14 protein-coding genes and 1 pseudogene are annotated in these 12,695 nt (G+C 36.5%); 4 read left to right on the top strand and 11 right to left on the bottom strand.

From position 1 onward, the window contains the following. Positions 1 to 53 precede the first annotated feature (53 nt). The 3 genes and pseudogenes from ACSHZO_RS11345 to ACSHZO_RS11335 all read right to left on the bottom strand — a co-directional run. Positions 54 to 308: pseudogene (locus ACSHZO_RS11345) on the bottom strand (CHC2 zinc finger domain-containing protein); the annotation flags it as partial. 189 nt (positions 309 to 497) lie between these two features. Beyond that, on the bottom strand, positions 498 to 1,682 hold the full coding sequence (locus ACSHZO_RS11340; RefSeq protein WP_298247304.1) for a VapE domain-containing protein: 1,185 nt from the start codon (positions 1,680 to 1,682) through the stop codon (positions 498 to 500). Positions 1,683 to 1,699: 17 nt separating this feature from the next. Then, positions 1,700 to 1,990, bottom strand: a complete 291-nt coding sequence (locus ACSHZO_RS11335; RefSeq protein WP_298247303.1) for a helix-turn-helix domain-containing protein — start codon at positions 1,988 to 1,990, stop codon at positions 1,700 to 1,702. A 259-nt stretch (positions 1,991 to 2,249) separates the two neighbouring features. Between ACSHZO_RS11335 and ACSHZO_RS11330 the strand changes: the two genes are divergently transcribed. From ACSHZO_RS11330 to ACSHZO_RS11320, 3 genes are all read left to right on the top strand, one after another. Continuing rightward, positions 2,250 to 2,537, top strand: coding sequence for a helix-turn-helix domain-containing protein (locus ACSHZO_RS11330; protein ID WP_298247302.1), 288 nt, complete (start codon positions 2,250 to 2,252; stop codon positions 2,535 to 2,537). Positions 2,538 to 2,540: 3 nt separating this feature from the next. After that, positions 2,541 to 2,735 carry a hypothetical protein gene (locus ACSHZO_RS11325; protein WP_298247301.1) on the top strand — a complete coding sequence of 65 codons (195 nt, stop codon included), beginning with the start codon at positions 2,541 to 2,543 and terminating at the stop codon, positions 2,733 to 2,735. A gap of 69 nt (positions 2,736 to 2,804) precedes the next feature. Continuing rightward, the gene (locus ACSHZO_RS11320) at positions 2,805 to 3,797 is read left to right on the top strand and encodes a type II toxin-antitoxin system HipA family toxin (protein WP_298247300.1); all 993 of its coding nucleotides are present in this window, start codon (positions 2,805 to 2,807) and stop codon (positions 3,795 to 3,797) included. Between the two features lie 8 nt (positions 3,798 to 3,805). Here the strand turns inward: ACSHZO_RS11320 and ACSHZO_RS11315 are convergent, their stop codons facing one another. From ACSHZO_RS11315 to mnmE, 3 genes are all read right to left on the bottom strand, one after another. Next, positions 3,806 to 4,525, bottom strand: coding sequence for a hypothetical protein (locus ACSHZO_RS11315; protein ID WP_298247299.1), 720 nt, complete (start codon positions 4,523 to 4,525; stop codon positions 3,806 to 3,808). After that, positions 4,515 to 5,657: a site-specific integrase gene (locus tag ACSHZO_RS11310; RefSeq protein WP_298247298.1), complete on the bottom strand. Its 1,143-nt coding sequence runs from the start codon at positions 5,655 to 5,657 to the stop codon at positions 4,515 to 4,517. The genes ACSHZO_RS11315 and ACSHZO_RS11310 overlap by 11 nt, the downstream gene beginning before the upstream one ends. A 222-nt stretch (positions 5,658 to 5,879) precedes the next feature. Beyond that, on the bottom strand, positions 5,880 to 7,292 hold the full coding sequence (gene mnmE, locus ACSHZO_RS11305) for a tRNA uridine-5-carboxymethylaminomethyl(34) synthesis GTPase MnmE (protein WP_298247297.1): 1,413 nt from the start codon (positions 7,290 to 7,292) through the stop codon (positions 5,880 to 5,882). Positions 7,293 to 7,398: 106 nt separating this feature from the next. Here mnmE and ACSHZO_RS11300 point away from each other — a divergent pair, with 106 nt between their 5' ends. Then, complete coding sequence (locus ACSHZO_RS11300) at positions 7,399 to 7,737, top strand: DUF4870 domain-containing protein (protein ID WP_141877514.1); 339 nt, start codon at positions 7,399 to 7,401, stop codon at positions 7,735 to 7,737. Between the two features lie 71 nt (positions 7,738 to 7,808). Here ACSHZO_RS11300 and dnaN read toward each other — a convergent pair whose 3' ends face one another. The 5 genes from dnaN to ACSHZO_RS11275 form a co-directional block, all read right to left on the bottom strand. Continuing rightward, on the bottom strand, positions 7,809 to 8,927 hold the full coding sequence (dnaN, locus tag ACSHZO_RS11295) for a DNA polymerase III subunit beta (protein ID WP_298247296.1): 1,119 nt from the start codon (positions 8,925 to 8,927) through the stop codon (positions 7,809 to 7,811). A gap of 202 nt (positions 8,928 to 9,129) precedes the next feature. Further along, entirely contained in the window at positions 9,130 to 10,797 is a 1,668-nt protein-coding gene (gldG, locus tag ACSHZO_RS11290) for a gliding motility-associated ABC transporter substrate-binding protein GldG (protein WP_435067120.1), read from the bottom strand. Beyond that, a complete protein-coding gene (gene gldF, locus ACSHZO_RS11285) occupies positions 10,794 to 11,531 on the bottom strand; it encodes a gliding motility-associated ABC transporter permease subunit GldF (protein WP_298247295.1) in 738 nt (245 codons plus the stop codon). The genes gldG and gldF overlap by 4 nt, the downstream gene beginning before the upstream one ends. Further along, on the bottom strand, positions 11,532 to 11,828 hold the full coding sequence (locus tag ACSHZO_RS11280) for a putative quinol monooxygenase (RefSeq protein ID WP_298247294.1): 297 nt from the start codon (positions 11,826 to 11,828) through the stop codon (positions 11,532 to 11,534). Then, positions 11,829 to 12,662 (bottom strand): SAM hydrolase/SAM-dependent halogenase family protein, encoded by an 834-nt coding sequence (locus tag ACSHZO_RS11275; RefSeq protein WP_298247293.1) that lies wholly within the window; start codon positions 12,660 to 12,662, stop codon positions 11,829 to 11,831. It lies immediately after the preceding gene. Positions 12,663 to 12,695: the final 33 nt, after the last annotated feature.

Below are 12,695 nucleotides of genomic sequence, written 5' to 3'. Positions count from 1 at the left end.
ACAACCAATGGCGGGCAAAAAGAAAAGTCAAATTCGCCCTTGGACAATAAGATAAGGGCATCATGAAACGAACACCTCTTGATGCTTATTATAAGGTCAATCGTGTTACCACCCTTTCCTAGTCCGTAATCGTACCAAAGATTTTTATTTAAAGAAACATTGAAAGAGGCTTGCGTTTCTGACCGAAGGGGACTCAGAAACCAAGCTTCTTTTTCCGATATTTTGGTGGGGTAGTGCCCTAATTTCGCGAGTGTTTTTATGATACAAATATTACGGGCGCTACTCCACGATATAGTTTTTAAGTTCATTTTTTCGATTTTTAATTACCCATCTACCCAGGTCTGTGACACGTTGGGTTTTAGAGTTGTTTACTTAATTGTTATATCTACCAATTACCTCAGTAAGATGGGTAATTATTCAATTTTCTTAATTACCCGTTATAAACCCTCGTATTCAGTAAGGTGTCAGTAGTGTGAGGTAATTGGGTAAATTATATTTTATAATCTCTCTAAAGGGGAGTTCTCAAACAGAGGTTTTATAAGGTAACCGTAAACTCTTCCTTTCGTGGATTTAATTCTTTCGTAGCCCAGTGCTTTTAATGCACGACCCATACTATACATATTTAGTCTGGGATTAATACTGTTCAATTTTATAACTAGATCTGAAGCAGTTTTAAAATCTGCCGTATCGTTACTTTGTGTATAGTATTTACATAGTAGTTCTTCCTCCATACTGCATTCCTTGTATGTTTTATTTCTTTCTTCATTTTCAGCAATATCCTTTATAGTCAACTCAGGATAAAAGTTTTCATCTATATAAGCTAGATGATACGCCTGAGACCAGACCTTATTAATATCAACCTTACTGGAGTAACGAAAATCTATTTTACCATCCAATTCAAAACAGAGCCATCTCACCGATCCAGTTTCATCATTTAGGAATGTTGCACGGTTAGTGGAACCTATAAAACTACATGTACGGTACAACGTAGTATTTCTTTTTTCATAGGGAAGTCTTTCATTAATCATAGTTTTTGAGAAATAAGCCTTTAAGGCATTTATTTCTTTTTTTGCTAGAATTGATAACTCATCAAGATTGATCAGAAAGTTTCTAGTTAATTGAATTCTAGCATCTTTATCAGTATTCATATCTTCTGCAAAGTATTTAGATAGAGTTGGTGGGCTTAAAAATCTACACCAAGTTGATTTTCCAGAATTTTGGTGGGGATGTACCAGAACCAAGCATTGCTTATTAAAATAATCCTCCTGCAAGGCGCATTTCACGGAACGCACAAGCCATTTTTTTAAATGATAGAGGAACAGTACAGGTTCTTTTATAGGGAGATATGATGCTAAATCTTTGATATGATCCTCACCATTCCAATTAGGCAATGATTTGAAATATTCCGAAATCGGATTGAATTTGGATATAAAATGAGATTTTAGATAGATTTCAAGCTTTGCAGGATTCACTTCAATATTTGATTGCGCCAGTTCTATTAGAAAGGAATTCGTCTCAAGGATCTCCCATTGGTTCTGATCTTTAAGAGAAATCTGGAATTCATGTCCTAATTCATCAAAGCGAATGTCATATTTGACTAGCACATAATCATTAATGGTGTCGTATATAGTTTTCTTCTTATGCTCCTTTACTCCGTATATTTTATCATGCGATATAGCCATTTTCATGAGCTTATTTATTAGAACCTTTTTTTATTTCTAAAGGCATAGTTAACTGCCTCTGTTTTTATTTCATCTATGGATTTTCTTTGATTTGATAGTAACCAGTCATCAAGTTTCTCTTTTGAGAAGAAAATCATTTTACCCCTGGGCTTAGAAAAAGGGATCTCACCTTTGGCGGTTAGCTTATATAAATAGCTCTGTGAGATCCCGGTATAATCGGAAGCTTCTTCAAAGTTGAGAACATTTTTGTGGGTACGTACTAGTCTTTCAATGCGATCCAGTTGTTCTAAGATTTTTAGTATTTCCATAATTCAAATTTTTAAATTAAGAAGAGGAGCAATTACTCCTTTGATCGGTGAATTCTAGAGCTAAACTAGGAACGGAAACTAAAGGTATTGTATGCTATGGGTGCGGGGTATGTAAAATGATAGATGTGGTATGCATTAATTGGAAATTAAGAGAAAGGGATATCTTTAATTTGAAATATCTAAATGCTATTATAAGAATAATCCCTAAATGTTGTTTATTTACAACATATAATATATTTTTGTTGAAAATAAGCGACAAATGAATTCTAAGAAAGCATTAATCCTTCCTAAATATCATAAAATATTTGATGGAATAGGAGAGAATATTAAACTTGCTCGCAAACGAAGAAAATTAACTGCGGAGCAGGTCGCTGAAAGGGCGGGTGTGCATCGTGCTACCCTATATCGAGTAGAAAAGGGAGATCCTTCAGTTGCAATGGGAATCTATTTCAATGTGCTCAAAGTATTAAATCTTGAAAAGGATTTTGTTAACATTGCAAATGATGATAAACTTGGTCGTAAACTTCAGGACTTGGATTTGCTCTAAATTATGGCGGAAGGAAAAATCGATATATACGTTTATGCTGACTGGAAAGGATTAGAAGCTCCCACCGAGATCGGAGTACTTTCAGCACAATTTGCTAAAGCCAAAAAAGCATTCAGCTTTAAGTATAATAAAGATTGGTTGAAGCGCAATTCTTATCAATTCCTCGACCCTGACATTAATTTTTTTTCAGGGCCATAATACCCGTCAGATAAAGAAAATTTCGGAGTTTTCCTGGACAGTATGCCCGATACATGGGGAAAGACATTGATGAAGAGAAGGGCTGCACAGGAGGCCAGATCAAGAAATGAAAAAGTCCCCAAACTCTATGAAATTGATTATTTATTAGGTGTATATGATGAAAGTAGAATGGGAGCTTTACGATTCAAGACTGATCGCGAGGGACCATTTTTAGATAATGACACTAAGAATCCAACTCCACCATGGTCATCTCTAGGCGATTTGCAGGAGGCGGTAAATCACCTTGAAAGTGATTCTGAAAATGATGCGATTAGACAATGGCTTGCCGTTCTGATAGCTCCGGGATCTTCTCTGGGAGGTGCCAGGCCAAAGGCTAATGTATTAGGAAAAAATGGAGATCTCTGGATTGCAAAATTTCCTTCTAAAATGGATACAATTGACAAGGGTGCATGGGAATTCCTAATATATAGGTTAGCTCTTGATTGTGGGATAGAAATGGCGGAATCAAAAATTGAAAAAATTTCAGGGCCTTATCATACATTTTTGACAAAAAGGTTCGATCGTCAAGAAGGGGAAAGAATTCATTTTTCTTCAGCAATGACAATGACCGGTAATACCGAAGAATCTTTAAAAACTGCTAGTCCAAGTTACCTTGATATTGTGGATGTAATAGAAAATTATGGTATCAATGTGGAGGAGAATTTACATAAATTATGGCGTCGTTTAATTTTTAATATTGCTGTATCGAATACTGATGATCATTTAAGAAATCATGGTTTTATACTACATGAAAAGGGATGGGAATTATCTCCGGCATATGATTTAAATCCTTCTGTGGATAAAGATGGACTTGCATTAAATATTGATACAGATGATAATGCCTTGGATTTCGACCTTGCAATAAGTGTTGGAGAATATTTTCGATTAAGTCAGGATGAAATGGATCAAATAATAGAGGAAATTTTATCTATAGTAAGTAATTGGAAATCTTTGGCTCAACAGATAGGAATTGCTAATAAGGAACAATTAATTATGGAACCGGCTTTCAAAGCTGAGTTCTAATGCATAGTCTAATTGAGACTCTGGAAAATTGAATTCAAAACTTCATTTTGTTTCGATATAGGAGTGCGGGTAGGAGCATTTTTCAAGGTGTTATAATTGTATTTTTTGCCATCCGGTCTAAGAATTAATCCAGAGGTATTAAATAGATTTTTCAGGGTGATTGAATTATTGGGAAATGTTTTAATAAGAAATTCGTAAAATTCTCTGCAGCTGGGACCATCCATTTTCAGGTGAATCTTTGAACTATGTCTATTCCAATCCTTAAGTAAAACATTTTTAAAATCCGCTATAGAAGTTTCTTCTTGGTCAATCAGATTATACCGGATCATCTCATTATATAATCGGTTTATTTGAATATCTGAAATGGATAAGTTGAAATTAAAGGAAGGTTTAGCAGTTTTGATTCTTAGCTTTTCTGAAAAAGAAGATTTAAAATTTTCTCTCCAGGAAGTATGACAGAAATATAATCCTAGTAAATAGACTAATACAATTATAAGCTGGACGGCCAGATTTGAAGTTTGATTTGATTGATGAAAATTAAACATCAAATGCATAAAACTTAGTCCAGTAATATGAAATAATAATCGTGGTTTTTCAATTGAACTGGCTAAGCTTAAATTTTCATTTAAAAATTGTGAATAGATAACGGGAAGATAATGAATAGCTAAACGACTATAGACGTAAATAAATGCAAAGCAAGATAGATATGTAATTATATCAAAATTCATAATTCATATGAAGCTCTGGTATTAGATAGGCTGCTTCTTTTTTCTTTTTATCTACAATCTTCGCATAAACCTGAGTGGTTCTGATTTCTTTATGGCCAAGTACCTTTGAAACCGTATAAATATCTGCTCCATTTTCAAGTAGGAGTACTGCATGAGTATGTCTTGCACTATGAAAAGTAATATGCTTAGTGATACCTGCTCGCATACACCATCTAAGAATTTCAGCATTAAAATGAGCCCCATATTTTAAACCTTGGAAAACCCTATCATTTCCACTCTTCCTTTTACCTAACAAGTTCCTAGCCTGATGTGAAAGATACTGGTATTCCTGGCCTTTAGTTTTCTTTTGCGTAAAGATGAGTCGGGAACCTTCATCTTCATCTCTAACTTCGGCCCAGTTTAATTTATTAATATCGCTCCATCTTAATCCGGTTAAGCAACTAAATAAAAATGCATTCTTTAAAACTTGGTGCTTGCACCTTGCTGTAGCAAGTTCCTGTAATTCCTCATGTGTTAAATATTCTCTTGAGGTTTCTCCCTGTGCAAAACCTTTTACTGTTGTCGCAAAGTTCCTGCTAGTATAACCATCATCGAATGCATTTCGCAAGGCAGCCTTGAATTTGTTATAATATGTATATTTTGAATTTTGAGATAGGGGAGTACTAGATTTAGTTCTAGCAGTTTTGTTTAAATGCTTTTTGAATCCCAAAACAAATTCCTCATCTATGTCCTCAAAGGTTATATTCCTTTTTTTGCAGTAATCTTCAATATGGTTCTGCGCTGCGTCCCAGTTGTCATAATTACCTTTGCTCTCATAGCGTTCTTCCTTTAATTTATCGTAATAAGTTAGGAACAGCAATTTGTCCTTTGATCTATCCTTAATGCCATATTTACCCTGTGCGTATTCAGCTCGGCGGATGGAAAGAATCTGTTCAGCTCGTAAAAGCGTTTCATCGTTTTGTTTTCTTTCAAATGCATTTTGAGGATTGATATAGAGGTATTCTTTCAAATATTCAAACTCTCTATTATGAGTCTGCTTCCCCTTTTCATCTCTGGTATTGCCTTTATAATATTCGATATAAAGACTATGTTTTCCTGAAGCCAGTTTTTTCTTTTTTAGCTTGATTTTCATACGACCTTGATTTTCATAAAGATACATAAAAATTTTATTAAGGTGTACCAAATTACACCTCATTACCCTTTTTTAACTTTGAGGTGTACCAGAGGTGTAAAATAAGGTGTACCAAGGGTATTCTAAGGGAAAATATATAAAATAAAACAGAGGCTCTGAAGCCCCTGTTTAATAGGTTTTAAGTGTATTTGATTCAGTTTAATATCAAATAATATCTTCTGTTTATTTTCCAATACAGAAATTTGCAAAAATATTCCCCAGAAGATCATCATTCGTGATTTCCCCGGTGATCTCACCGAAATGATGCAAGGCCTGCCTGATGTCAATAGCTAAAAGATCTCCGGAAAGGTCTGCGTTCAAACCATCTTCTACTTTGTTGATCTCTTCCAGGGCTTTCAATAATGCTGCGTAGTGTCTACTATTGGTTACAATAGTATCACTATTTCTAAGTGCTCCGGTATTTACAAATTCCAGTAGGCTTTCTTTTAACTCTTCCACACCAGTCCCCGTTTTGGCAGATAATGGCTGAAAACTTGTATTCGAAATAAAACCTAAATGAGCTTTTAATTGATCAAGTTCTTCGGTAGTCAGTCGATCAGTTTTATTTGCGATAATTACAATCGGTTTCTGAGGGAATTTGTTCTTGATCTTTTCAATTTCAATTAAAACCTGCTTTAGTCTATCGTCATCATTTGCTATGCGGGAACTATCCACCAGGTAAGCAACAACCTGTGCCTGACCAATTTTCTCGAATGTTTTCTTGATGCCAATACTTTCCACTAAATCCTGGGTTTCTCTGATCCCGGCAGTATCTATAAACCTGAATCCCACACCGCCAATACTTAGTTCATCTTCAATTGTATCACGAGTAGTTCCGGCAATATCTGATACTATGGCCCTTTCTTCGTTTAGAAGGGCGTTGAGCAATGTAGATTTACCAACATTGGGTTCACCAACGATGGCAACTGGAATTCCGTTTTTGAGTACATTTCCTGTAGCAAAGGAGTCAATCAATCTTTTTAGAACGGTCTGTATCTTAACAACAAGGGATTTAAATTGATCTCTATTTGCAAATTCCACGTCTTCTTCAGCAAAATCCAGTTCAAGTTCAATAAGTGATGCAAAGTTCATCAGTTCTTCGCGTAATTTCTGAATCTCGTTCGAAAAGCCGCCACGCATTTGTTGCATGGCCATCTGGTGAGAAGCGGCATTTTCAGAATTAATAAGATCAGCCACAGCCTCAGCCTGGCTAAGATCCATTTTTGCATTTAGGAACGCGCGTAAGGTAAATTCTCCAGCTTCCGCAGAACGGCAGCCTTTTCTAATTAATAACTGAATGATTTCCTGCTGAATATATGGACTCCCATGACAGGATAGTTCCACGGTTTCCTCACCTGTATAGGATTTTGGAGCACGAAAAACCGAAGCTAGTACTTCATCGATCGTTCTCTCTCCATCTACCACATTTCCAAGATGAATGGTGTGAGTAGGCTGCGATGAAAGCTCCTTTCTACTTTTTGCTTTGAATAATGGCGTAACTATATTAATGGCATCGGGGCCAGAAACTCTAATTACAGCAATGGCACCGGCTCCTGAAGGTGTCGCAAGAGCAACGATTGTATCATTCAATTTCATGCGGCAAATTTATGAAAGAATTCATTGCTGTAGCAAATTCTGTAACAAACATAGGTTTTTACCGTCTTTTAAGTAGAATACATCACTAACCATCAAAAATCAAAAAATGAGAGAAGACAATCAATTACTGGTCATCACGCATTTAAGTCAGTTACTCGACCTGGTGACCGGCATAGGAGGATTTATTGTTCCATTAATAATATGGGCTACCCAAAAAGATAAAGTAGCAGGGATGGATATGCATGGCAAAATGATCATCAATTTCCAGATCAGCATTTTTATATATAGTATCATCTGTATTCCGCTTATCATCTTATTTGGCCTCGGAATCATTTTACTAATTCTTGTTGGTTTGCTGGCGCTTGTTCTACCAATTCTGAATGCGATCAAAGTGAGCAATGGAGAAATGCCATATTATCCTCTTACCATACAGTTTTTAAAATAGTATTGCTGAAGTATAAGAATAAAAAAGCCCGTTCGATCGAACGGGCTTTTTCTATTATTTGAGAATTTTGTTTAGCTATTAAGCATCACCGGCATAACCAGCATGGTAATTTTTTCTCCCGGGTCAAGCCCATCTACAGGAGTTAGAATTCCAGCTCTGTTTGGTAAGCTCATTTCAAGCATCACCTCGTCTGCTGTAAGATTTCCTAACATCTCAATTAGGAAGCGCGAGTTGAAACCAATTTGCATATCGTCACCCTGATAATCACAGGTCAAACGTTCTTCAGCTTTATTGCTATAATCCACATCTTCAGCTGAAATATTTAATTCGGCCCCGGCGATCTTAAGTCTTACCTGGTGCGTGGTTTTATTGGAGAAAATAGAAACCCTTCTTACAGAACTCAAGAATTGATTTCTTTGAATAGTAAGTTTGTTCGGGTTTTCCTTTGGAATTACCGCTTCGTAATTAGGATATTTTCCGTCAATCAATCTACAGATCAGTTGAGTATCATCGAAAGTAAATTTAGCGTTCGAATCATTGTACTCGATCAAAACTTCAGATTCACTTCCTGCCAGAATTCCTTTTAAAAGATTCAAAGGTTTCTTCGGCATAATAAATTCTGCTGCATGATTCGCCTGAATGTCTTCACGTGAATATTTTACAAGTTTGTGAGCATCTGTCGCTACAAAAGTTAATCCGTCTTCCTTAAACTGGAAAAAGACACCACTCATCACTGGTCTGAGATCGTCATTTCCTGAAGCAAAAATTGTTTTACTAATTGCTGAAGAAAGAATATCGGCTTCCACGATCGTACTGCTAGGTTCATCCAAAGCAACCGGATTCGGGAACTCCTCCCCATCAGCATATGCAAGAGCATATTTACCATGGTTCGAACTCAATTCTATCGTGTTATTGTCTTCAACTACAAAAGTTAGAGGCTGCTCCGGAAAGGTCTTCAAGGTATCAAGAAGTAGTTTTGCAGGAACTGCGATCTTTCCTTCTGAATCTGACTCTACTTTAAGCTTTGCAGACATGGTAGTCTCAAGATCTGAAGCAGATACAGTTAATTCGTCATTCTGAAGGTCAAAAAGGAAATTATCTAATATTGGTAGCGTGTTGCTATTATTGATTACCCCTCCAAGTATTTGTAGCTGTTTCAGCAGGTAATTGCTGGATACAATAAATTTCATCGGCTTTTATTGATTTATTTTGAATCAATTACAAATATATTTTAATATGTATAAATTGACCCTTTAAACCTGTAGTATTTATTAACAGAAATTATCTGGTTTGCATATCTAAGTAGCTGTAAAATATGCTGTTACAGATTTTTATTCAGTAATAATTGTTAATATGTTCAAATTGAATATTCTGTAGCCTTCTATCGAAGTTTTAACGTATATATCTTCGTTTACGTAAGTAGGTAAGGGCAGCACCAAACAGTGCAAGCAATGACAATGGTGCGCCAATAGCAATGATCTGCCACATTTCACGTTGAGCGGCAACTTTGTCCATGCTTAAAAATGCCAGATTTATCTCTTTTGTCCTCACGTCCACAAGTCCTGAGTCATCTAGCAAATAGTTGACAGTATTGAGTAGAAACTCTTTATTGCCATAGGTCATCCCCGTATACCGTTCAAAACCAAGTTCCAGTGGTTTTCCTTGCTGCAGGTCGTTCTTTATCACATCACCATCAGATATTACCACCATTTTGGTATTCTTGCTATTATCGAGGTGAGTTGTCTCAAAAGGTTTTAATCTATTCCTATACACAGATTTAAAATTGCCTTCCAGTAATATTGCCAAAGGTTGTTCACCGGCATTATAACTTTCCATTACTGGCTTTGAACCAATAATATCCAGTCCAATTTGCAGCGGGACCCCTTCAAGCTTTGTTTTTGGAGAACTGCTTAGTAATACAGTTTTCTCAAGGTCATTCTCCAAAAGATCGATTGGGTTGGCGTAATTAAATTTTACAGCTTCAATATTGTTGACTATAGGATGATTGGCCATAGAACTTGTAAGCGGACTATAATACCATGGATATGGATTAAAACGGGTTTCATTTCCAGTTCCGCTAGCAAGAATAATAGGAGCAGAGTATAGGTCATTTACCAGTTCAGAATTAATGCGCAGGCCATAAGAGAAGAAATAGTCACCAAGATTTAGATTTCTAGGTAGGGCAAGTGCTGAACCTCGTTCATTAAAAAGGCTGTCATTCTCCATACTGGTCATTTCTGCAAGCCAGAGCATTTTGCCGCCATTCATTAAATATTGATCGAGCACATACTTCTCTTTTTCAGAATAAGGGATTATGGGTTTCGCTTCGATCACCAGATCATAAGATTTTAGATCCTTCAGTGTTTTCTGCGGATTACTGGCAACCGAATCCAGCGTAAAAGGTGCCAGGAAATAATATTCCTGTACGGTTTTGATAAAGTCTGCTATTCTCGCGTCTGGAAGTTCTCCATTTCCGCGCATTACCGCGATCTTTTTTCCCCTTGGATATATAAGTTTGTTTAAACCGTCAGCAAAAGCATATTCTAATTGCTGTACGGAAGAATTCACTCGCTCCTCATCGGTTGCTCCAATCTGGTTCTTTAGCAACGGAATTTTGACCGTTTTATCTTCGAAATTAGCAATAGCCCAGGGAAAAATGATGGTTTCGCTGTTTTTCCCGTTTTCCTGAACATTCAGTCGGGCAGGTGTCATCCCTAATTTATAGAATTCTTCAGCAATAGCATTGGCATCATCACCTTCAGCTAAAGGATCGATAAAATTGAATTTTATATTCGAATTATAAGCAACAAACTCTTCAAGCATTTGCCTTGTTTCTTCTTTTAACCGTCTGAATTCCGAAGGAAAACTGCCTTTAAGAAATACATCAATGATTATAGGAGAATCGACATCGTCCACGATCTCTTTGGCTGCTGAAGATAGGCTGTATCGCTGGTCTCCGGTGAGATCAAGTCTTGTGAAGAAATTAGCAGCAATGATGTTAAGCATGATCAAAATGATCACAAAAACCAATAAACGCGATATGTTATTATTTCGCATCATCTTCGGTTTTTTGCTGATGAAATATTTACCTGGGTAAGCTTCAGAAACAAAGCGATCACACTTACAAAATATATGAGATCACGAGTATCTAATACACCCCGGCTAATACTACGATAATGATAACTTATTCCGAAGTATTCCAGCAAATAGGTGAATTCTCCAAAAATGTTGATGGTGGCGAGTGCTTCGAATGCATAGTAGATGGCAAAACAGAGGAAAACTCCTATTAAAAACGCCACAATTTGATTGGATGTAATACTGGAAGCATAGGTGCCAATCGCGGTATAACTTGCAGCCAGAAAGATCAAACCAAGGTAAGATCCAATAGTTGCGCCGGTATCAAAATTATAAGTTGTCTGTCCCAATTCTCCAATGGCTAACAAGTAAATCAGGCTTGGAATGATCGCAAGAAGTACTAAAATTAGTCCGCCTAAATATTTACCAAACACAAGATCCCAACTACTAATTGGGCGGGTTTGCAAAATTTCCATGGTTCCCATTCGCTTTTCTTCGGAATAGCTGCGCATACTTATCGCAGGAATCAGGAATATAAATATCCAGGGTGCGAGATCAAAAAATGGTTTGAGATCTGCAAAACCGCTATCCAGAATATTGTAGCCTCCACTAAATACAAAAAGAAACAATCCGCTAATCAGCAGAAAGACACCAATTACCAGGTAACCGGTAAGGTTTGCAAAAAATGATTGAATTTCTTTTTTAAAGATCGCGAACATTTAGTCCAGGCTTACAAGTTTATCAACGCTCCAGGCTTCGGGTTTTGCATTGAAATGAACTTTCGTTTCTGCCCAAACCTTTTTGAATAGATCTGAGTGTCGGTAGTTCTCCAAAGCATCTTCATCTTCCCAGTAACTATACGTAAAAAATGTATTTGTATTGTTTTTATCACGGTATAGTTCCAGAAATTGACAGCCTTCAAAATTTCTGATCCTGGATTTTACCTCTTCAAAGTTATTCAGAAATTCTTCGACCTTATCTTCCTTAAAGCCCATTTTCACAATTCTCACGAACATCTATTCAAAATTTATAGTTACAGTGTCAAGATATTCCAGACCAAATAAACTGGCCGCACCACCCACCGTATTAGGATTACTTTTATAGATCGCAAGTTCTATATAGCCGGCAGAATTGAAAACTGCCAGTTTCTTACCATCTTCTTCTTTCCTGTTTTCTTTCTCTACCTCAAAATTAATAGCATGACTGTAGGTTTCATAAATCGCATCGAAATTATGCCTGCGCGCACTAATCTTGAAGGGTCGGCCTTTACCTGTACTTTCAAACAATTTTCGGGAAATGTTTGTGATCACATTTCCGTAGTTATCAATATAAATCACGTGTCCCAGTATCTGGTTCTGTTCGCTATTAATAATGGGTTCGAACTGTTTGAGATGCTTAATTTGCTCAATATTCTTACCAATTACTTCCAGCGTTCCTCCCCGGGAGATATGACAGGCGACTTTTACAAAAACATCCAGTACAGGAAAATTGGTTTGTATCTTATCATGAATATTGATTTCCACGATTTTCTCCGGTCTTATTTCTGAAGCTAATAAAGATAGTATCCCGTTATTGGCACAAATAAAATAGTGGTCATCCAGTTTTACTGCGAGGTGTTTGTTCTCTGGTGTAAGTTCTGAATCGATCCCAATAATATGAATACTTCCCTTCGGAAAACTTCTATAAGCGTTCTTGATAATATACGAAGCTTCACTAATATGAAAGGGTGAAACCGAATGTGAAATATCAACAATTCGAACATCACTTAGCTCATTGTAGATAGCACCTTTAACCGCTCCAGCGAAATAATCCTTCTCCCCAAAATCGGTCGTTAAAGTGATGATTGACATAGGCGATTGTTAATATTTTTTTAACCTGAAACA

This window comes from Christiangramia sp. 3-2217-3z, from assembly GCF_051195275.1.
In the GTDB taxonomy this organism is placed as follows: domain Bacteria; phylum Bacteroidota; class Bacteroidia; order Flavobacteriales; family Flavobacteriaceae; genus Christiangramia; species Christiangramia marina.
This window is presented reverse-complemented; position numbering and strand designations above follow the sequence as displayed.

What these genes read in the sequence shown, in the direction of transcription:
- ACSHZO_RS11340 (WP_298247304.1), bottom strand. Translation starts at nt 1,682, where the DNA reads ATGGCTATATCGCATGATAAAATATACGGAGTAAAGGAGCATAAGAAG.
- ACSHZO_RS11335 (WP_298247303.1), bottom strand. Translation starts at nt 1,990, where the DNA reads ATGGAAATACTAAAAATCTTAGAACAACTGGATCGCATTGAAAGACTA.
- ACSHZO_RS11325 (WP_298247301.1), top strand. Translation starts at nt 2,541, where the DNA reads ATGGCGGAAGGAAAAATCGATATATACGTTTATGCTGACTGGAAAGGA.
- ACSHZO_RS11310 (WP_298247298.1), bottom strand. Translation starts at nt 5,657, where the DNA reads ATGAAAATCAAGCTAAAAAAGAAAAAACTGGCTTCAGGAAAACATAGT.
- ACSHZO_RS11315 (WP_298247299.1), bottom strand. Translation starts at nt 4,525, where the DNA reads ATGAATTTTGATATAATTACATATCTATCTTGCTTTGCATTTATTTAC.
- mnmE (WP_298247297.1), bottom strand. Translation starts at nt 7,292, where the DNA reads ATGAAATTGAATGATACAATCGTTGCTCTTGCGACACCTTCAGGAGCC.
- ACSHZO_RS11280 (WP_298247294.1), bottom strand. Translation starts at nt 11,828, where the DNA reads ATGTTCGTGAGAATTGTGAAAATGGGCTTTAAGGAAGATAAGGTCGAA.
- ACSHZO_RS11330 (WP_298247302.1), top strand. Translation starts at nt 2,250, where the DNA reads ATGAATTCTAAGAAAGCATTAATCCTTCCTAAATATCATAAAATATTT.
- gldG (WP_435067120.1), bottom strand. Translation starts at nt 10,797, where the DNA reads ATGATGCGAAATAATAACATATCGCGTTTATTGGTTTTTGTGATCATT.
- gldF (WP_298247295.1), bottom strand. Translation starts at nt 11,531, where the DNA reads ATGTTCGCGATCTTTAAAAAAGAAATTCAATCATTTTTTGCAAACCTT.
- ACSHZO_RS11320 (WP_298247300.1), top strand. Translation starts at nt 2,805, where the DNA reads ATGAAGAGAAGGGCTGCACAGGAGGCCAGATCAAGAAATGAAAAAGTC.
- ACSHZO_RS11275 (WP_298247293.1), bottom strand. Translation starts at nt 12,662, where the DNA reads ATGTCAATCATCACTTTAACGACCGATTTTGGGGAGAAGGATTATTTC.
- dnaN (WP_298247296.1), bottom strand. Translation starts at nt 8,927, where the DNA reads ATGAAATTTATTGTATCCAGCAATTACCTGCTGAAACAGCTACAAATA.
- ACSHZO_RS11300 (WP_141877514.1), top strand. Translation starts at nt 7,399, where the DNA reads ATGAGAGAAGACAATCAATTACTGGTCATCACGCATTTAAGTCAGTTA.